This is a genomic window from Micromonospora sp. NPDC050276, assembly GCF_044459545.1.
Classification (GTDB): domain Bacteria; phylum Actinomycetota; class Actinomycetes; order Mycobacteriales; family Micromonosporaceae; genus Micromonospora.
The window spans coordinates 540,375-559,363 of sequence record NZ_JBITJA010000002.1; the positions used below are offsets into that span (position 1 = coordinate 540,375).

Here is an 18,989-nt window from a genome sequence, read left to right on the forward strand (position 1 = left end):
CGACGGCGCGGTGGTTCAGCCGCCGGCCGGGCGGCGGGCCGGGCCGTTGTCGACGAACCGGAACGTGCTGCGCACCGGGCCGTCGGGCACCTCCTCCAGGATCATGCCCCTGCTGGGGGAGTGTTGGAGGTACGCCGACCTGTTGCTGATGGCGTAGGCGTTCTTGCCGCTGGCGGTGATGGTGAAGCGTTGCGCCGGGTTGGCGGCGTCGCACACGGCTCCTTCGACGGTGAGTGACCGTGCGTTGCCGGGGTTGGTGACCTGCCAGCAGGCGGGTTCGTCGTTGGCGGGGTGGTTGTCGGCCTTGCCGTAGGCCTTGATGAGGTAGGTGTCGCCGCCGAGCGGGGTGGGGACGAACAGTTGCCGGCCGCTGTCGTCGTCGACCTCGGTGAGTTCGCCGTCCAGGGCGATACCGCCCTCGGTGGCCTGCACCCGCACGATGGTGACCTCCCGCTTGCCGGAGAGCACCGGATCGGCCGGCGCGACCGTCGGTGTCGCGGGTGCGGACGCGAAGGGTGCGGGGCTCACCGGAGGGGCGGCCGGCGTGGGGTGCGGGCCGGCGCCCGGCTGGCCGACCGCGACGGCCGCGGAGAAGAGACCGACCAGCGTGACGCCGAGTGCCGCCGAGACGGCGTGCCGTCGCCGGCGGTGGGCGTCACCGCGCTGACGGACGACCGTGGCGTCGGGGAGAAGGCCCCGGCGCGCGCCGCCGTCGGCGAGCGCGCGCAGACCGTCGTCGAGGTTGTCCTCGGGCATCAGGATCGCCGCCCCCCGTCCAGTACAAGCGGTTCAGCGCTGGTGACGTGCTCGGCCAGGGCGCGGCGGCCCCGCGCGAGCCAGGTCTTGACCGTGTTGGGCGACTTCCCCGTCTCGGCGGCGATCTCGGCGACACTGAGGCCGACGAGATGGTGCAGGACGATGACCCGACGCTGATCGGCGGGGATCAGGCGGAGGCCCTGCACCAGCGCGACGTGGTCGGGGCTGATGGCGTCGACGTGTTCGTCGGTCGTGTCCCGGCGGTGAGCGCGGAGTCGGTTGGCGGCCTTGCGCCAGGCGGAGACCGCGATGCGGTAGGCGACGCGGCGCACCCATCCCTCGGGGCTGTCGCACTCGCGCACCCTGTCCCACCGATCCCACGCCCGGAGGTACGCCTCGGCCACGGCGTCCTCGGCCTCGGCGTGATTGCCGGTCATCGCGTACACCTGACCGAGCACGCGGCGTGCGGAGGCGGCGTAGAAGTCGTCGAACTCCGCAGCGTCACGCATGTGCCGTTACTCCCACCCACGGGGACCACGATGCCGGTCACCCAGTGCTCGGCCCGTGATCCGGTACTCGCTCAACCGCCCCCACCCGCCGTCGAATAATAAGGCGGTGCGATGAGGCTCAGCCGCCGGCCGGGCGGCGGGCCGGGCCGTTGTCGACGAACCGGAACGTGCTGCGCACCGGGCCGTCGGCCACCTCTTCGAGGATCATGCCCTTGGTCGGGGAGTGTTGGAGGTACGCGGATCGGTTGCTGATCGCGTAGGTGTTCTTGCCGCTGGGGGTAATGGTGAAACGCTGCGCGGGGTTGGCGGTGTCGCAGACCGCGCCCTCGACCGTCAACGGTTGGGTGTTGCCGGGGTTGGTGACCTGCCAGCAGGCGGGTTCGTCGTTGGCGGGGTGGTTGTCGGCCTTGCCGTAGGCCTTGATGAGGTAGGTGTCGCCGCCGAGCGGGGTGGGGACGAACAGTTGCCGGCCGCTGTCATCGTCGACCTCGGTGAGTTCGCCGTCCAGGGCGATACCGCCCTCGGTGGCCTGCACCCGCACGATGGTGACCTCCCGCTTGCCGGACAGCACCGGGTCGGCCGATCCGGCCGTCGTGGCGGGCGCCGAACTGGACGACGGCGGCGTCACCGGGGACGCCGAAGCGGAAACCGAGGCCGAGACCGAGGCGGACGCGGAGGGCGACCCGGACGCCACCGGGTCCGCGCTCGGCTCGGACTGGCAGGCCACCAACGCACCGCCGCACACCAGCAGCGCCGCACCGGTGGCCCATGTCGTCCTGTACATGCCGCACTCCTCACCCGCTGCCCCGCGGTTGTCCGCCGGGCAGTCGCATTGACGCCACGTCGGCACTCAGCGCCGACGTACCCCCAACACGCCTGCCCGGGTCCGCCGGTTTCACGGGTGCGCGGGAATCTCGGGCGGCCCGCCCCCGCTCAGCCGCGGGCCACGGTGTCGAGCACGTCGGTGAGAGCCTTCGGCTCGCTGAGCATCGGCCAGTGCCCGGTGGGAAGTTCGTGCAGTTGACCGTCGGCCAGGCCGGTGAAGAACGGGTGCTCCTCCTTGATCATCTGCCGCACCACGCTGAGCGGGAAGGTGCTGGCGACCAGCGCGGTCGGCACCGGGCGCCCACCGGTGCGGCGTACCGGGTCGGTGGCGGCCCGCAACGGCTGCGGGGTGGCCCGGGCGCGCAGCAACGCCAGCGTCGGCTCGTCCAGGCCGGCCAGGTTCGTCGGGTGGGGGGCGGGTCCCACGCCGGTGGCGGCAGCAGGTGCCCGGTGCCGATCGCGGCCCGCAGTCGTTGCTGCTCCTGCGGCGGCACCGTGTCGAACTGCGCGGTGCCGTCCGGCAGCGGCCCACTCTCCACGTAGACGACCCGGGCGATCCGGTCCGGCACGCGGTCGGCCGCCTGGGCGACCGGCATCCCGCCGCCGGAGTGCCCGACCAGCAGTACGTCGTGCAGGTCCTCGACCTCGATCAGCCGGACGATGTCGGTGGTGTGGGTGTCCAGGCCGACCTCCGGGCCGGCGAGATGGTCGCGCTCGGCCACTCCGGTCAATGTCATCGGATAGACCTCGTGCCCCTGCGACCGCAGCGCGAGGGTCACCTCCCGCCATGCCCAGGCACCCAGCCAGAACCCCGGTACCAGCACGAATGTCGCCATCTGCCGCTCCTTCTCTCGGTTACCGACGAACCGTACGATCGAATCTGGACAGAATCCGCCCGGTTTAAGGAGTGGCCCGTGTCACATCCCGTCGGTCGCGTGCTGGCCCTGCTCGAACTGCTGCAGACCCGGCACCGGGCGACGGCCGCCGAACTCGCCGGCCAGCTCGGCGTGGACGAGCGGACCGTGCGCCGGTACGCGAGCACGCTGGTCGAGCTGGGCATCCCGGTCACCGCGGACCGAGGCCGCTACGGCGGCTACCGACTGCACCCCGGGTTCACGTTGCCGCCGCTGATGCTCACCGACGACGAGGCGGTGGCCGTGCTGCTCGGCCTGGTCGTCGCCGAACGGGTCGGGCTCGCCACCGAACAGCCGGCCACCGCCACCGCGCTGGCGAAGATCCGCCGGGTGCTGCCGGCGGCGCTCGCCGACCGGCTCGCCGCCGTCCAGGAGCACCTCGGTTTCACCCTGCGTCGCGCGGAGCCGGAGCGTGGACCGGCGTCGGGCACCCTGCTCGCCCTCGCCTCGGCCACCCGGCACCGGCAGCGGGTGGCGTTGGACTACCGCTCCTGGCGGGGCGAGCAGTCGCACCGCGAGCTCGACCCGTACGGGCTGGTCTTCCACGCCGGCCGTTGGTATGTCACCGGCCACGACCACCGGCGCGGAGAGATCCGCACCTTCCGCCTGGACCGGGTCGGCGCGGTGACGCCCGGCGTGGCGAGGTTCACCGTGCCGGACGGCTTCGAGGCGGTGGCCTGGGTGACCCGGTCGCTGGCCGGCGTGCCGTACGCGCACGAGGTGGAGGTGCTCCTCGAGACCGACCTGGTCGCCGCCCGTCGCCGCATCCCGGCCAGCGTGGCCGAGCTGACCGCCAGCACGGACGGGGTGCTGCTGCGGGCCCGGGTGGAGAGCCTGCCCGGCATGGCCGCGCTGCTCGCCGGGCTGGGCTGTCCCTTCACCGTGCGACACCCGGACGCGCTGCGCGTCGCGGTGGCCGAGCACGCCCGTCGGTTGGCGGACTGGGCCGCCCGGCCGGCAGGTGGACAGCCGCCGTCGCCGCGCCGCCCGCTGGACTAGGCTGCCAGCGATGGACGAGGTGACCCGGATTCCGGTCGGCGGCGAGCGGCCGTACGACGTGTTGGTGGGACGCGACCTGCTGGCCGCGCTACCTGGCCTGCTGCCCGGCGCGACCCGGGCGGCGGTGCTGCACGCCCCTCCGCTCAAGGCGCTCGCGGACGCGCTCGGTGAGCGCCTGCGCGCCGCCGGCGTCGAGCCACTGCCGATCGAGGTGCCCGACGCCGAGTCGGGCAAGCACATCGACGTGGCCGCCGCCTGCTGGGACCGGCTCGGCGCCGCGGGCTTCACCCGCACCGACGCGGTGGTCGGCGTGGGCGGTGGCGCGGTGACCGACCTGGCCGGCTTCGTCGCGGCCTGCTGGCTGCGCGGGGTGCGCTGGGTGCCGGTGGCGACCTCGTTGCTGGGCATGGTGGACGCCGCGGTGGGCGGCAAGACCGGCATCAACACGGCCGCCGGCAAGAACCTGGTGGGCGCGTTCCACCCGCCGGTCGGGGTGCTGGCCGACCTGGCAACACTGGACAGCCTGCCCGCGGTCGACCTGGCTGCCGGGCTGGCCGAGGTCGTCAAGTGCGGTTTCATCGCCGACCCGACGATCCTGGATCTCATCGAGGCCGACCCGACGGCCGCCACCGACCCCCGTGGGCCGGTGAGCCGGGAGCTGATCGAGCGGGCGATCCGGGTCAAGGCCGACGTGGTCGCCGGCGACCTGCGCGAGTCGGGCGTACGGGAGGTGCTCAACTACGGGCACACCCTGGCCCACGCCATCGAGCAGAACGAGGGTTACCGCTGGCGGCACGGCCACGCCGTCGCCGTCGGTCTGGTGTACGCGGCCACGCTGGCCCGGCTCGCCGGTCGACTGGACGCGCCGACCGCCGACCGGCACCGGGTCACGTTGACCGCGCTGGGCCTGCCGGTGAGCTACCCGGCCGACGCCTGGCCGCAGCTGTTGGCCGCGATGCGGGTGGACAAGAAGGCCCGGGGCAGTCGGCTGCGCTTCGTGGTGCTCGACGGGCTGGCCCGCCCGGCCATGCTGGAGGGCCCGGACGACGCGCTGCTGGAGGCCGCTTATCAGGAGGTGAGCCGGTGAAGGTCTACGTCCTGAACGGGCCGAACCTGGGTCGGCTGGGCACCCGCGAGCCCGACGTGTACGGCGCGACCACCTACGCGGACCTGGTGGCGCTCTGCGAGGCCACCGGTCGGGAGTTGGGGCTGGCGGTGACGGTCCGGCAGACCGACGCGGAGCACGAGCTGCTCGGCTGGCTGCACACGGCGGCTGACGAGGGTGCCGCGGTGGTGCTCAACCCGGCGGCCTGGTCGCACTACTCGTACGCCGTCCGGGACGCCTGCGCGATGCTGCGGGGGCCGCTGGTGGAGGTGCACATCTCCAACATCCACGCCCGCGAGGAGTTCCGGCACCACTCGGTGGTGTCGGCGGTGGCGACCGGGGTCATCTGCGGTCTGGGCATCGACGGCTATCGTCTCGCGCTGCACCATCTGGCCGCCCGCTGAGTGCCGCCCCGAGCGGGGGACCGGGCGATTCGACGCAGCTAGTAGACTCGTAGGGTCTGTCCGCCAATTGATGATCAAGGCAGGAAATGGCCTCCACCAACGACCTCAAAAACGGCCTGGTACTCAACCTGGACGGCGAGCTCTGGTCCGTCGTCGAGTTCCAGCACGTCAAGCCCGGTAAGGGTGGTGCCTTCGTGCGCACCACGCTGAAGAACGTGCTGTCCGGGAAGGTGGTCGACAAGACCTTCAACGCGGGCACCAAGGTCGAGACCGCGACCGTCGACAAGCGCACGATGCAGTACCTGTACGCCGACGGCGAGGACTTCGTCTTCATGGATCTGGAGACCTTCGACCAGATCACCGTGCCCGGTGGCACCGTCGGTGAGGCAGCCAACTACCTGCTGCCCGAGGCGGAGGCGACCGTCGCCCAGCACGAGGGTGTGCCGCTCTACATCGAGCTGCCCACCAGCGTGGTGCTGGAGGTCACCTACACCGAGCCGGGCCTGCAGGGCGACCGCTCGACCGGCGGGACCAAGCCGGCGACCGTGGAGACCGGCGCCACCGTGCCGGTCCCGCTGTTCATCACCACCGGCGAGAAGATCAAGGTCGACACCCGCGACGGCCGTTACCTCGGCCGCGCCTGATGGCTGAGGGTGCCAAGCAGCAGATGCCGGCGCGCCGCAAGGCGCGCAAGCGGGCGCTGGATGTCCTCTACGAGGCGGACCTACGGGACAAGCCTCCGGTGGAGGTGCTCGCCGGTTACGTGCAGCGGATCGAGCAGCCCCGACCGGAGCATCTGGGCTACGCGGTGGGCCTGGTCGAGGGTGTCGCCGAGCACCTCAACCGGATCGACGAGCTGATCGCCAGCTACGCCGAGGGGTGGACCCTGGAGCGGATGCCGGTCGTCGACCGTAATCTGGCCCGGATCGCCGTCTACGAGTTGCTCTACGTCGACGAGATCGACGACGCGGTGGCGATCAGCGAGGCCGTGGAGCTGGCCCGGCAGATGTCGACCGACGATTCGCCGCGCTTTCTCAACGGGGTGCTCGGCCGGATCGCCGAGTACGCCACCCGCTGAGCGTCCCGAACGAACGCCGCGATACGAAAGGGCCCGTGCCGGTTGGCACGGGCCCTTTCGGTGCAGCGGCAGATCAGGAGGCGAAGAACGCCCGGGGGTCGGCCACCAGCACGCCGTGCTCGGTGAGCCGCTCGATCAGGCCCGACGGCGAGGCGTCGTAGACGATCGCGAGCGCCCGCAGGTCGTCGGCGCGGATGGAGAGCACCCGACCGTTGTAGTCGCCGCGCTGCTGCTGGATCGCGCGGGCGTAACGGGCGACGTAGGCCAGGTCCTCGGAGGCCTCGTCGTAGAGCCGCTCCAGGTCCAGGACAATCTTGCTGGTGGGCTCGTGACGGACGCCACTGCCGTCGGGCAGCAGCTCCGAGACGGGGACGCGGTAGAACTCGGCCAACTCGGCCAGACGGGACACCGTCACGGCCCGGTCGCCACGCTCGTACGAGCCGACCACCACGGCCTTCCACCGCCCGTTCGACTTCTCCTCCACACCCTGCAGGGAGAGACCCTGCTGCTGGCGGATGGAGCGCAGGCGGGCGCCCAGAGACTTGGCGTATTCAGAGGGCATTCGGACACTCCCAGTGCTGCTCGGGGTTCTCCCGTCGATCGCTACGGAGCGTGACGGTACGGGGAATGCGACACGTGGTCAAGTGGTCGTGACCCGACCGTTGGGGAGCGTCCGGGAAGTTATCCCCTTTTCGGGTGCCTGACCCGGTGGTCAGCGGCCGCCGTCCATCGGCCCGGTGACCACTGGTAACGTGGCGGAAGCCCCGGCCCGGGTCCGCTGAGCGGTCCGGCCGGAGGTGCCCGACATCCTTTAACGACCCGTCCCGTGAGGCGGGGAAGGAGGTCCGCCGTGGCATACCCACCGGCTGCCCGCTCGTCACCACCGCGACAACCCTCGGTGAAGGTGATTCTCGCCAGCGCCGACGTGCAACGCGTGGTCGACCGCATCGCCCACCAGATCCTGGAAAAGACCCAGGGCGCCGCGAACACGGTGCTGCTGGGGATTCCCACCCGGGGCACCCCCCTCGCCCGGCGGCTGGCCGACCGGATCAGCACCTTCGAGGACGTCGCCGTTCCGGTCGGTGTGCTCGACATCACTCTGTACCGCGACGACCTCCGTCGGCACGCCACCCGCGCGGTGGGTCCGACCGAGCTGCCCTCCGGCGGGATCGACGGCAAACGGGTCATCCTGGTCGACGACGTGCTCTTCTCCGGCCGTACCGTCCGGGCCGCGCTCGACGCGCTCAACGACGTGGGCCGTCCGGCGTCGGTGCAGCTCGCCGTCCTGGTCGACCGGGGCCACCGGGAGCTGCCGATCCGCGCCGACTACGTCGGCAAGAACATCCCGACCTCGCTCGCCGAGAGCGTCAAGGTGACGCTCGCCGAGATCGACGGGACGGACGAGGTCAAGCTGTACGGGGGACCCCTGTCATGATCAAGCATCTGCTCTCCGGCGGGGACCTGGACGCCGACACCGCCACCCAGATCCTGGACACCGCCGCCGAGATGGCCACTGTCGCGGGCCGGGAGATCAAGAAGCTCCCCGCGCTGCGCGGGCGGACCGTGGTGAACCTCTTCTACGAGGACTCCACGCGCACCCGGATCTCCTTCGAGGCGGCGGCGAAGCGGCTCAGCGCCGACGTGATCAACTTTTCCGCGAAGGGCTCCAGCGTCACCAAGGGCGAGAGTCTGAAGGACACCGCGCTGACCCTGCAGGCCATGGGCGCCGACGCCGTGGTCGTCCGGCACCCCGCCTCCGGCGCGCCGCACCGCCTGGCCAACTGGGTGGACGGGTCGGTCGTCAACGCCGGTGACGGGACCCACGAGCACCCCACCCAGGCGCTACTGGACGCGTACACCATGCGGGCCCGGCTGGGTCGGCTCGCCGGCCTGTCGGTCGCGGTGGTCGGGGACGTGCTGCACTCCCGGGTCGCCCGCTCCAACGTGCTGTTGCTCTCCACCCTCGGCGCCAAGGTCACCCTGGTCGGACCGCCGACCCTCATCCCGGTCGACATCGCGGGGGCCCTCGCGCCCGGCACCGACGTCTCCTACGACCTCGACTGCGTCCTGCCCAACGTGGACGTGGTGATGATGCTGCGCGTGCAGCGGGAGCGGATGAACGACTCCTACTTCCCTTCGGCGCGCGAGTACGCCCGCCGCTACGGGCTGGACGGCCCGCGGATGCGCCGGCTGCCCGAGCACGCGATCGTCATGCACCCCGGCCCGATGAACCGGGGGATGGAGATCACCCCCGAGGTCGCCGACTCACCCCGCTCCACCATCGTCGAACAGGTCACCAACGGGGTCTCCGTGCGGATGGCTGTTCTTTACCTGCTGCTCGGAGGGAACAACCGGTGACCGCGTACCTGATCACCAGCGTGAGTGTCGTCGGCGCCGCGCCGACCGACCTGCTGATCCGCGACGGCGTGGTCGCCGAGGTCGGCCCCGGCCTGTCCGCGCCGGACGCCACCGTCGTCGACGGCACCGGCCTGGTCGCCCTGCCCGGCCTCGTCGACCTGCACACCCACCTGCGCGAGCCCGGCCGGGAGGACACCGAGACCGTCGAGTCCGGTTCCCGGGCGGCGGCGCTGGGTGGTTACACGGCGGTCTGCGCGATGGCCAACACCTCCCCGGTCGCGGACACCGCCGGCGTGGTCGAGCAGGTCTGGCGGCTCGGCCGGGAGGCCAGCCTGGTCGACGTGCAGCCGATCGGCGCGGTCACCGTCGGGCTGGCCGGCGAGCGTCTCGCCGAGCTGGGCGCGATGGCCGACTCGGCGGCCCGGGTGCGGATCTTCTCCGACGACGGGCACTGCGTCGCCGACCCGAAGCTGATGCGCCGAGCCCTGGAGTACGTCAAGGCGTTCGACGGGATCATCGCCCAGCACGCCGAGGAGCCCCGGCTCACCGAGGGGGCCCAGATGCACGAGGGCGAGGTCTCCACCCGGCTCGGCCTGATCGGCTGGCCGGCGGTCGCCGAGGAGGCGATCATCGCCCGGGACGTGCTGCTCACCGAGCACGTGGGCAGCCGACTGCACGTCTGCCACGTCTCCACCGCCGGCAGCGTCGAGGTGCTGCGCCAGGCAAAGGCCCGCGGGGTACGCGTGACCGCCGAGGTGACCCCGCACCACCTGCTGCTCACCGACGAGGTCGTGAGCGGGAGAAGTGAGCTTGCGAGCCCCGCACTCGCGAACAACTGGAGCCCAGCCGGAGCCTACGACCCGGTCTTCAAGGTGAACCCACCGCTGCGCACCGCCGCGGACATCACCGCGCTGCGTGCCGCGCTCGCTGACGGGGTGATCGACGTGGTCGCCACCGACCACGCCCCGCACGCCGTGGAGGACAAGGAGTGCGAGTGGGCGTACGCCCGGCCGGGAATGCTCGGCCTGGAGACCGCCCTCTCCATCGCGCTGGACGTGCTCGGTCCCGAGTGGGATCTGATCGCCGAGCGGATGTCGCGCACCCCCGCCCGGATCGCCGGGCTCACCGAGCACGGCGTGGACCCCGCGCCCGGAGTGCCGGCCAACCTGACCCTGATCGACCCGGCCGCCCGCCGCACCATCGAGCCGGCGGAGCTGGCCAGTCGCAGTCGCAACACCCCGTACGCCCGCATGACGCTGCCAGGTCGCATCGTGGCGACCTTCCTGCGTGGCGAGCCGACGGTCCTGGACGGAAAGGCTGTCAAGTGAGCGCGAGGAACGCAGCGAAGCGGAGTGCCGCAGTCGCGAACGAAGGGCGGGCACAGTAATGGTCAAGCGCAGGCCCGCGATTCTCGTTCTCGAGGACGGGCGCACGTTCCCCGGTGAGGCGTACGGCAGCGTCGGGGAGACCTTCGGCGAGGCGGTCTTCAACACCGGCATGACCGGTTACCAGGAGACGCTGACCGACCCGTCGTACCACCGTCAGGTGGTGGTGCAGACCGCCCCGCACATCGGCAACACCGGCGTCAACGGCGAGGACGACGAGTCCGCCCGGATCTGGGTGGCCGGCTACGTCGTCCGTGACCCGGCGCGGATCGGCTCGAACTGGCGGGCCACCGGCGGTCTGGAGGACCGCCTCGCCACCGAGGGTGTGGTGGGCATCAGCGGGGTGGACACCCGGGCGCTGACCCGGCACCTGCGCGAGCGGGGCGCGATGCGGGTGGGCATCTCCAGCATCGACAACGACCCGCAGAGCCTGCTGACCCGGGTCCGCCAGGCGCCGCAGATGGTCGGCGCGGACCTGTCCGCCGAGGTGACCACCGCCGAGCCGTACGTCGTCGAGGCCCTGGGCGAGCACCGGTTCACCGTGGCCGCCCTGGACCTGGGCATCAAGCGCAACGTGCCGCGCCGGCTGGCCACCCGCGGGGTGACCACCCACGTGCTGCCGGCGTCGTCGAGCATCGAGCAGATGCTCGCCACCGGCGCCGACGCGATCTTCCTGTCGCCCGGTCCGGGCGACCCGGCCACCGCCGACGCCCCGGTGGCGCTGGCCCGGGAGGCGCTGCGGCGGGAGGTGCCGCTGTTCGGCATCTGCTTCGGCAGCCAGATCCTCGGTCGGGCGCTCGGCTTCGGCACCTACAAGCTGGGCTACGGCCACCGGGGGATCAACCAGCCGGTGCTCGACCGGGTGACCGGCAAGGTCGAGGTGACCAGCCACAACCACGGCTTCGCGGTCGACGTGTCGGGCCGCGAACAGCGGCCCGGCGCGGTTCAGGTGCCGGGTGCGGGTGTCGGTGCGGTCGTGCCCGACCAGGTGATCGACACCGAGTTCGGTGGCGTTCGGGTGTCGCACGTCTGCCTCAATGACAACGTGGTCGAGGGGCTGCGGGCGGTGGACGTGCCCGCTTTCACCGTCCAGTACCACCCGGAGGCGGCGGCCGGCCCGCACGACGCGGACTACCTGTTCGACCGTTTCGCGGAACTGATCGAAGGCAAGACCCACAGCAAGGGGCGCAGCAATGCCTAAGCGGACCGATCTCAAGCACATCCTGGTGATCGGCTCCGGGCCGATCGTCATCGGGCAGGCCTGCGAGTTCGACTACTCCGGCACCCAGGCCTGCCGGGTGCTGCGCAGCGAGGGGATCCGGGTCAGCCTGGTCAACTCCAACCCGGCGACGATCATGACGGATCCGGAGTTCGCCGACGCGACCTACGTCGAGCCGATCACCCCGGAGTTCGTGGAGCTGGTCATCGCCAAGGAACGCCCGGACGCGATCCTCGCGACCCTCGGCGGGCAGACCGCGCTGAACACCGCCGTCGCCCTGCACGAGGCCGGCGTCCTGGAGAAGTACGGCGTGGAGCTGATCGGCGCGAACATCGACGCCATCAACCGGGGCGAGGACCGGCAGCTGTTCAAGGAGATCGTGGCGAAGGCCGGCGTACGCCTCGGTGTCGACGACCCGACCGCGCTGGTGCCCCGCTCGCGGGTCTGCCACTCGATGGAAGAGGTCGAGGCGACCGTCGCCGAGCTGGGCCTGCCGGTGGTGATCCGGCCGTCGTTCACCATGGGTGGCCTGGGCTCCGGCATGGCGCACACCCCGGAGGACCTGGCCCGCATCGCCGGTGACGGCCTGTCCGCCAGCCCGGTGCACGAGGTGCTCATCGAGGAGAGCGTGCTCGGTTGGAAGGAGTACGAGCTCGAGCTGATGCGCGACCGGCACGACAACGTGGTGGTGGTCTGCTCGATCGAGAACATCGACCCGATGGGCGTGCACACCGGCGACAGCGTCACCGTGGCCCCGGCCATGACCCTCACCGACCGGGAGTACCAGCGCCTGCGTGACCTGGGCATCGCCGTGCTGCGCGAGGTCGGGGTGGACACCGGCGGTTGCAACATCCAGTTCGCGGTCAACCCGGTCGACGGCCGGATCGTCGTGATCGAGATGAACCCCCGGGTGTCGCGCTCCTCGGCGCTGGCCTCCAAGGCGACCGGCTTCCCGATCGCGAAGATCGCCGCGAAGCTGGCCATCGGTTACACCCTCGACGAGATCCCCAACGACATCACGTTGAAGACCCCGGCGGCGTTCGAGCCGACGCTCGACTACGTGGTGGTGAAGATCCCCCGGTTCGCGTTCGAGAAGTTCCCCGGCGCGGACCCGGAGCTGACCACCACGATGAAGTCGGTGGGCGAGGCGATGAGCCTCGGGCGTAACTTCACCGAGGCGCTGAACAAGGCGATGCGCTCGATGGAAACCAAGTCGTCTGGTTTCTGGACGCAGCCAGATCCGGCGGACGTCACACTCGCGGACACCCTCGCCGCGCTGCGGATCCCGCACGACGGCCGGCTGTACACCGTGGAGCGGGCGCTGCGCCTCGGCGCGTCGATCGCCGAGGTCGCCGAGGCGTCCGGCGGGATCGACCCGTGGTTCCTGGACCAGATCGCCGCGCTGATCGAGCTGCGCGCCGAGATCGTCGAGGCGCCGGTGCTCGACGCCGACCTGCTGCGCCGCGCCAAGCGGGCCGGTCTGTCCGACCGGCAGTTGGCCGCGCTGCGCCCGGAGCTGGCCGCCGAGGACGGCGTACGGACCCTGCGCCACCGCCTGGGCGTGCGCCCGGTCTACAAGACCGTGGACACCTGCGCGGCCGAGTTCGAGGCGACCACGCCGTACCACTACTCCACGTACGACCTGGAGACCGAGGTCGTGCCGTCGGACCGGCCGAAGGTGCTGATCCTGGGCTCCGGCCCGAACCGGATCGGGCAGGGCATCGAGTTCGACTACTCCTGCGTGCACGCGGTACAAGCGCTGCGGTCGGCCGGTTATGAGACTGTCATGGTCAACTGCAACCCGGAGACGGTCTCCACCGACTACGACACCGCCGACCGGCTCTACTTCGAGCCGCTGACGTTCGAGGACGTCCTGGAGGTCTGGCACGCCGAGGACTCGTCCGGCCGGGCGGCCGGCGGGCCGGGCGTGGTCGGGGTGGTCGTGCAGCTCGGCGGGCAGACCCCGCTGGGGTTGGCGCAGCGCCTCAAGAACGCCGGTGTGCCGATCGTCGGCACCTCCCCGGAGTCGATCCACCTGGCCGAGGAGCGGGGCGCGTTCGGCGCGGTGCTGGCCCGCGCCGGGCTGCGCGCGCCGGCGCACGGCATGGCCACCTCGTACGACGAGGCGAAGACGATCGCCGACGAGATCGGCTACCCGGTGCTGGTGCGGCCGTCGTACGTGCTGGGCGGGCGGGGCATGGAGATCGTCTACGACGACCCGACGCTGCGCGACTACATCGGCCGGGCCACCGACATCTCCCCGGACCATCCGGTGCTGGTGGACCGGTTCCTCGACGACGCCATCGAGATCGACGTGGACGCGCTGTGCGACGCCGACGGCGAGGTCTACATCGGCGGCGTGATGGAGCACATCGAGGAGGCCGGCATCCACTCCGGCGACTCGTCCTGCGCGCTGCCGCCGATCACCCTCGCCGGCTCGCACCTGGCCGAGGTTCGCCGCTACACCGAGGCCATCGCCCGTGGCGTCGGCGTCCGCGGCCTGCTCAACGTGCAGTACGCCCTCAAGGACGACGTGCTCTACGTGCTGGAGGCCAACCCGCGCGCCTCGCGGACCGTCCCGTTCGTCTCCAAGGCCACGGCCGTGCCGCTGGCCAAGGCGGCGGCCCGGATCGCGCTCGGGGCGAGCATCGCCGAGCTGCGCGCCGAGGGTCTGCTGCCGACGACGGGGGACGGGGGCACGATGCCCGCCGACGCGCCGGTCGCGGTCAAGGAGGCGGTGCTGCCGTTCAAGCGTTTCCGGACCCGCGCGGGCAAGGGGATCGACTCGCTGCTCGGGCCGGAGATGAAGTCGACCGGCGAGGTGATGGGCATCGACACCAACTTCGGGCACGCCTTCGCCAAGAGCCAGTCGGCCGCGTACGGGTCGCTGCCGACCGCCGGGAAGATCTTCGTCTCGGTGGCCAACCGGGACAAGCGCGGCATGATCTTCCCGATCAAGCGGCTGGCCGATCTGGGCTTCGAGATCGTCGCCACCGCCGGCACGGCGGAGGTGCTGCGCCGGCACGGCATCGCCTGCGAGCAGATCCGCAAGCACTACCAGGCCGGCGCGGGCGACGACGCGGTCTCGCTGATCGGCGGCGGCCACGTGGCGCTGGTGATCAACACGCCGCAGGGCTCGGGTGCCAGCGCCCGCTCCGACGGCTACGAGATCCGCAGCGCGGCCGTCACCGCGGACATCCCGTGCATCACCACGGTCCCCGGTGCCGCCGCGGCCGTGATGGGCATCGAGGCGCGGATCCGCGGCGACATGCAGGTCCGCCCCCTGCAGGACCTGCACGCCACCCTGCGGGCGGCCCAGTGACCCTGTTCGAGCGGGTGGTACGGCCGTGGCTGTTCCGGCTCGGGGGCGGGGACGCGGAGGCGGCGCACGAGTGGACGCTGCGGCGTTTGTCGGCCCTGTCGCGGCGGCCGGCCGCCCTCGCCACGCTGCGGGCCTGGTATGCGGTCGACGCGCCGCGCACGGTGTTCGGGGTGCGGTTCCCCAACCCGGTCGGGTTGGCCGCCGGGATGGACAAGGACGGCGCGGCGCTGCCGGCCTGGCCGGCGCTGGGCTTCGGTTTCGTGGAGGTCGGCACGGTCACCGCGCACGCACAGCCGGGCAACCCCCGACCCCGGCTGTTCCGGCTACCGGCCAGCGAGGCGGTGGTCAACCGGATGGGCTTCAACAACGCCGGTGCCGCCGCGCTGGCCGCCCGGCTGGCAGCGCTGCCACGCCCGCTCGGGGTGCCGCTGGGCATCTCGCTGGGCAAGTCCAAGGTGACCCCGCTCGACGAGGCGGTCGAGGACTACCTCGCCTCGTACCGGGCGTTGCGCGGGCACGGCGACTACTTCGCGGTCAACGTGTCCTCACCGAACACTCCCGGTCTGCGGTCGTTGCAGGACCGCGCCCACCTGGACGCGCTGCTCGGTGCGCTGGTGGGGGAGAAGCCGGTACTGGTCAAGATCGCACCGGATCTGACCGAGGCGGCGATCGCCGAGTTGCTGGAGGTCTGTCTGGCCCGGGGTGCTGCCGGGGTGATCGCCACCAACACCACCCTGTCGCGGGACGGGCTCGCCACCGTCGACGTCGAGCGCGGCGCGCAGGCCGGTGGCCTCTCCGGTCGACCGCTGACCGGGCGCGCTCGGGAGGTGGTGGCCTTCGTGCACTCCGAAACCGGCGGCCGGTTACCGATCATCGGCGTCGGCGGGGTGCTGGACCCGGACGACGCGGCCCGGATGTTCGACGCCGGCGCGGCGCTGGTGCAGCTCTACACCGGCTTCATCTACCGGGGCCCGGCCCTGGTCCGCGCCGCCGCCCGCGCGACGGCTACGACTTCGGCACCGGCTCCGGTCGCCGGTCGGTGACCGTCCCCCGGCGCGCTGCGGGCCCGGCGCGCGCTGCGGGCCCGGTCAACCGGGCGCCGAGCCGGATCCGCGCAGGGCTCCGCCGCTGGGCTCCGCGAGGGCTCCGCCCTGGGGATCCCATCCCCAACGCGCCGCCTTTGCTCTGCACCCCTGGATGCGACACCCGGACGCCCGGGTGCCGGACGCCGGGCGGTACACCGGATGCGACATCCGGACGCCCGGGTGTCGGACGCCGGGCGGTACACCGGATGCGACATCCGGACGCCCGGGTGTCGGACGCCGGGTGGTGCACCCACGGGTGCAGAGCAAAGGGTGGGCGAAGGGGTGATTGGACCTGGCCGCAGGACGTTCGCCGTCCGGACCGTTCGTGCCTGGAATGGAGTACGCGTGACACCCGAGCAGATTCTGGCCGCCGACCGGGCGCACGTCTGGCATCCGTACGCCGCGCTGCCGCCGGCGAGCCCGCCGTACCTGGTGCAGAGCGCCGAGGGGGTACGGCTCACCCTGGGCGACGGGCGGGAGCTGGTGGACGGGATGTCGTCCTGGTGGGCGGCGATCCACGGCTACCGGCACCCGGTCCTGGACGCGGCGGTGACCGACCAACTCGGCCGGATGAGCCACGTGATGTTCGGTGGGCTCACCCACGAGCCCGCCGTGCAACTCGCCCGGACGCTGGTCGAGCTGAGCCCGGATGGCCTGGAGCACGTCTTCCTGGCCGACTCCGGCTCGGTCAGTGTCGAGGTGGCGGTGAAGATGTGCCTGCAGTACCAGCGGGCCATCGGGCGGCCCGAGCGGCGTCGGCTGGCGACCTGGCGGGGCGGCTATCACGGTGACACGTTCCACCCGATGAGCGTCTGCGACCCGGAAGGGGGGATGCACCACCTCTGGGGCGACGTGCTCCCCCGGCAGGTGTTCGCCCCGGCCCCGCCGGGCGGCTTCACCGACCCGCCCGACGACGCGTACGTGGCGGCGTTGGTGGACACGGTCGAGCGGCACGCCGACGAACTGGCCGCCGTGATCGTCGAGCCCGTCGTCCAGGGTGCCGGCGGGATGCGCTTCCAGCACCCGGGCTACCTCCGGGTGCTGCGCGAGGTGACCAGCGCGCACGGAGTTCTGCTGATCTTCGACGAGATCGCCACCGGCTTCGGCCGTACCGGGACGATGTTCGCCGCCGAGCACGCCGGGGTGACGCCGGACGTGCTCTGCGTGGGCAAGGCGCTCACCGGCGGCTACCTGACGCTCGCGGCGGCCCTGTGCACCCCGCAGGTCGCCCAGGGCATCTCGGCGACTGGCGTCTTGGCGCACGGGCCCACGTTCATGGGCAACCCCCTGGCCTGCGCGGTGGCGAACGCCTCCATCGGGCTGCTGCGGGCCGGAGACTGGGCCGGACAGGTCGCCAGGATCGGCGCCGGCCTGCGCGCCGGCCTGGAGCCCCTGCGCGGCACGCCCGGTGTGGCCGACGTACGGGTGCTCGGGGCGATCGGCGTGGTCCAGCTCGACCACGAGGTCGACCTCGGCGCGGCCACCACGGCCGCGGTCGAGCAGGGGGTGTGGCTGCGCCCGTTCCGCGACCTGATCTACACGATGCCGCCGTACGTCACCGACGACGTCGACCTGGCCCGGATCGCGGCCGGGGTGGCGGCGGCGGTGGCGGCCGGCTGAGTCGGCCCGGTCACCGGGTCGACGGTTACCCGGGCGGGGCAGCCGCCCGGCCGAGAAGAGGGGAACACTCCGATGGAGAGCTTCGGTACCCGGCTACACCGGGCGATCACCGAGCGGGGCCCACTCTGTGTGGGCATCGACCCGCATCCCGGTCTGCTGGCCCAGTGGGGCCTTCCGGACGACGTCCAGGGGCTCGACCGGTTCAGCCGAACCGTGGTGGAAGCGCTCGGTGACCGGGTTGCGGTAGTCAAGCCTCAGTCGGCCTTTTTTGAGAGGTTCGGCTCCCGAGGTGTGGCGATTCTTGAGTCAACTATCCGACAGTTACGAGATGCTGGTTCGCTCGTTCTGCTCGATGTCAAGCGCGGCGACATCGGCTCGACGGTGAGCGCGTACGCCTCCGCGTACCTTGATCCATCCAGTCCCGTGCATGTCGACGCGGTCACCGCGAGCCCGTACCTCGGGGTCGGTTCGCTGGCGCCGATGTTCGAGCTGGCCACCGAGCACGGCGGCGGCGTGTTCGTGCTGGCCCTCACCTCCAACCCCGAGGGCGCGGCCGTGCAGCGGGCCGTCACGGCCGACGGCCGTACCGTGGCGCAAACCGTGATCGACGAGATTTCCCAGCTCAACAGGGGTGCGTCCCCGCTCGGGAGCTTCGGTCTGGTGGTCGGCGCGACCATCGGTGACACCGGTCACGACCTCTCCGGGGTGGGGGGCCCGCTGCTCGCTCCGGGGCTCGGCGCCCAGGGCGCCGACGCGGCCGATCTGCGTACCGTCTTCGGTTCGAGCCTCGCCTCGGTGCTCCCGTCGTACTCCCGGGAGGTGCTCTCGGCCGGCCCCGATGTGGCCGCCCTGCGGGCCGCCGCGGAGCGCGTGTTGGTCGACTGTCGGGCCGTCCTGCCTGCCCGGTGACTGACTGACGGGTCGGTCACTCTACGGTGATCATGCGACCCCCACGTTGCCGAAAGCTCCGTTGGCCGCTAGTTTTCCCCGCGCTGGGAACCATGGACCCCTTGGTTCACAGCGACACCACGTTTCACAGATGCGGCGGTGCGCCCCGCCCGCCGCGATAGGGACCTGAGGAGAACTGGTGCCGCTCCCGTCACTGACCCCCGAACAACGCGCTGCCGCGCTCGAGAAGGCCGCGGAGATCCGCAAGGCCCGTGCTCAGCTGAAGGAGCAGCTCAAGCAGGGCAAGACCACCCTCGGTGCCGTCCTTGAGCGGGCCGAGAGCGACGACGTCGTAGGCAAGCTCAAGGTGTCGGCCGTCCTGCAGGCCATGCCGGGCATCGGCAAGATCCGGGCTACCCAGATCATGGAGAAGCTCAAGATCGCCGACAGCCGTCGCCTGCGTGGCCTCGGCGAGCAGCAGCGCAAGGCATTGCTTGGAGAGTTCGCCGCCAACTGAACCTG

General features: G+C 71.7%; 21 protein-coding genes. 15 read left to right on the forward strand and 6 right to left on the reverse strand.

Annotated features, from left to right (window positions below):
* Nucleotides 1-15: 15 nt before the first annotated feature.
* From ACIBF8_RS05675 to ACIBF8_RS05685, 3 genes are all read right to left on the reverse strand, one after another.
* Nucleotides 16-756 carry an RICIN domain-containing protein gene (locus ACIBF8_RS05675; protein ID WP_396781175.1) on the reverse strand — a complete coding sequence of 247 codons (741 nt, stop codon included), beginning with the start codon at nucleotides 754-756 and terminating at the stop codon, nucleotides 16-18.
* Nucleotides 756-1,265 (reverse strand): SigE family RNA polymerase sigma factor, encoded by a 510-nt coding sequence (locus ACIBF8_RS05680; RefSeq protein ID WP_396781176.1) that lies wholly within the window; start codon nucleotides 1,263-1,265, stop codon nucleotides 756-758. Before ACIBF8_RS05680 ends, ACIBF8_RS05675 begins: the two co-directional genes overlap by 1 nt.
* 118 nt (nucleotides 1,266-1,383) lie before the next feature.
* Entirely contained in the window at nucleotides 1,384-1,836 is a 453-nt protein-coding gene (locus ACIBF8_RS05685; RefSeq protein ID WP_396781177.1) for an RICIN domain-containing protein, read from the reverse strand.
* On the opposite strand from ACIBF8_RS05685, the gene ACIBF8_RS05690 reads away from it, so the two are divergent.
* The gene (locus ACIBF8_RS05690; RefSeq protein WP_396781178.1) at nucleotides 1,823-2,101 is read left to right on the forward strand and encodes a hypothetical protein; all 279 of its coding nucleotides are present in this window, start codon (nucleotides 1,823-1,825) and stop codon (nucleotides 2,099-2,101) included. The two genes, ACIBF8_RS05685 and ACIBF8_RS05690, sit on opposite strands and share 14 nt — an antisense overlap.
* 97 nt (nucleotides 2,102-2,198) lie before the next feature.
* On the opposite strand, the gene ACIBF8_RS05695 is transcribed toward ACIBF8_RS05690, so the two are convergent.
* A complete protein-coding gene (locus ACIBF8_RS05695) occupies nucleotides 2,199-2,333 on the reverse strand; it encodes a hypothetical protein (protein WP_396781179.1) in 135 nt (44 codons plus the stop codon).
* Nucleotides 2,330-2,926 (reverse strand): alpha/beta fold hydrolase, encoded by a 597-nt coding sequence (locus ACIBF8_RS05700; RefSeq protein WP_396781180.1) that lies wholly within the window; start codon nucleotides 2,924-2,926, stop codon nucleotides 2,330-2,332. The genes ACIBF8_RS05695 and ACIBF8_RS05700 overlap by 4 nt, the downstream gene beginning before the upstream one ends.
* A 78-nt stretch (nucleotides 2,927-3,004) precedes the next feature.
* Here ACIBF8_RS05700 and ACIBF8_RS05705 point away from each other — a divergent pair, with 78 nt between their 5' ends.
* The 5 genes from ACIBF8_RS05705 (at nucleotide 3,005) to nusB (ending at nucleotide 6,590) form a co-directional block, all read left to right on the forward strand.
* The gene (locus tag ACIBF8_RS05705; RefSeq protein WP_396781181.1) at nucleotides 3,005-4,003 is read left to right on the forward strand and encodes a helix-turn-helix transcriptional regulator; all 999 of its coding nucleotides are present in this window, start codon (nucleotides 3,005-3,007) and stop codon (nucleotides 4,001-4,003) included.
* 10 nt (nucleotides 4,004-4,013) lie between these two features.
* Nucleotides 4,014-5,090: a 3-dehydroquinate synthase gene (gene aroB, locus ACIBF8_RS05710; protein WP_396781182.1), complete on the forward strand. Its 1,077-nt coding sequence runs from the start codon at nucleotides 4,014-4,016 to the stop codon at nucleotides 5,088-5,090.
* Entirely contained in the window at nucleotides 5,087-5,512 is a 426-nt protein-coding gene (gene aroQ / locus ACIBF8_RS05715) for a type II 3-dehydroquinate dehydratase (protein ID WP_396781183.1), read from the forward strand. The genes aroB and aroQ overlap by 4 nt, the downstream gene beginning before the upstream one ends.
* An 86-nt stretch (nucleotides 5,513-5,598) precedes the next feature.
* The gene (gene efp, locus ACIBF8_RS05720; RefSeq protein ID WP_130400335.1) at nucleotides 5,599-6,156 is read left to right on the forward strand and encodes an elongation factor P; all 558 of its coding nucleotides are present in this window, start codon (nucleotides 5,599-5,601) and stop codon (nucleotides 6,154-6,156) included.
* 23 nt (nucleotides 6,157-6,179) lie between these two features.
* Complete coding sequence (nusB, locus tag ACIBF8_RS05725) at nucleotides 6,180-6,590, forward strand: transcription antitermination factor NusB (protein ID WP_184188983.1); 411 nt, start codon at nucleotides 6,180-6,182, stop codon at nucleotides 6,588-6,590.
* 73 nt (nucleotides 6,591-6,663) lie between these two features.
* On the opposite strand, the gene ACIBF8_RS05730 is transcribed toward nusB, so the two are convergent.
* Nucleotides 6,664-7,152, reverse strand: coding sequence for a transcriptional regulator (locus ACIBF8_RS05730; RefSeq protein WP_007458348.1), 489 nt, complete (start codon nucleotides 7,150-7,152; stop codon nucleotides 6,664-6,666).
* 288 nt (nucleotides 7,153-7,440) lie between these two features.
* Between ACIBF8_RS05730 and pyrR the strand changes: the two genes are divergently transcribed.
* From pyrR to mihF, 9 genes are all read left to right on the forward strand, one after another.
* Nucleotides 7,441-8,025: a bifunctional pyr operon transcriptional regulator/uracil phosphoribosyltransferase PyrR gene (gene pyrR, locus ACIBF8_RS05735; RefSeq protein WP_396781184.1), complete on the forward strand. Its 585-nt coding sequence runs from the start codon at nucleotides 7,441-7,443 to the stop codon at nucleotides 8,023-8,025.
* Complete coding sequence (locus tag ACIBF8_RS05740; RefSeq protein ID WP_396781185.1) at nucleotides 8,022-8,948, forward strand: aspartate carbamoyltransferase catalytic subunit; 927 nt, start codon at nucleotides 8,022-8,024, stop codon at nucleotides 8,946-8,948. Before pyrR ends, ACIBF8_RS05740 begins: the two co-directional genes overlap by 4 nt.
* The gene (locus tag ACIBF8_RS05745; protein WP_396781186.1) at nucleotides 8,945-10,276 is read left to right on the forward strand and encodes a dihydroorotase; all 1,332 of its coding nucleotides are present in this window, start codon (nucleotides 8,945-8,947) and stop codon (nucleotides 10,274-10,276) included. The genes ACIBF8_RS05740 and ACIBF8_RS05745 overlap by 4 nt, the downstream gene beginning before the upstream one ends.
* A gap of 58 nt (nucleotides 10,277-10,334) precedes the next feature.
* Complete coding sequence (gene carA / locus ACIBF8_RS05750) at nucleotides 10,335-11,534, forward strand: glutamine-hydrolyzing carbamoyl-phosphate synthase small subunit (protein WP_396781187.1); 1,200 nt, start codon at nucleotides 10,335-10,337, stop codon at nucleotides 11,532-11,534.
* A complete protein-coding gene (gene carB / locus ACIBF8_RS05755; protein ID WP_396781188.1) occupies nucleotides 11,527-14,874 on the forward strand; it encodes a carbamoyl-phosphate synthase large subunit in 3,348 nt (1,115 codons plus the stop codon). The genes carA and carB overlap by 8 nt, the downstream gene beginning before the upstream one ends.
* A complete protein-coding gene (locus ACIBF8_RS05760; protein ID WP_396781189.1) occupies nucleotides 14,871-15,917 on the forward strand; it encodes a quinone-dependent dihydroorotate dehydrogenase in 1,047 nt (348 codons plus the stop codon). Before carB ends, ACIBF8_RS05760 begins: the two co-directional genes overlap by 4 nt.
* A gap of 387 nt (nucleotides 15,918-16,304) precedes the next feature.
* On the forward strand, nucleotides 16,305-17,579 hold the full coding sequence (locus ACIBF8_RS05765; protein WP_396781190.1) for an adenosylmethionine--8-amino-7-oxononanoate transaminase: 1,275 nt from the start codon (nucleotides 16,305-16,307) through the stop codon (nucleotides 17,577-17,579).
* Nucleotides 17,580-17,651: 72 nt separating this feature from the next.
* Nucleotides 17,652-18,488, forward strand: a complete 837-nt coding sequence (pyrF, locus tag ACIBF8_RS05770) for an orotidine-5'-phosphate decarboxylase (protein ID WP_396781191.1) — start codon at nucleotides 17,652-17,654, stop codon at nucleotides 18,486-18,488.
* A gap of 178 nt (nucleotides 18,489-18,666) precedes the next feature.
* Nucleotides 18,667-18,984, forward strand: a complete 318-nt coding sequence (gene mihF / locus ACIBF8_RS05775) for an integration host factor, actinobacterial type (protein WP_030335662.1) — start codon at nucleotides 18,667-18,669, stop codon at nucleotides 18,982-18,984.
* Nucleotides 18,985-18,989 lie beyond the last annotated feature (5 nt).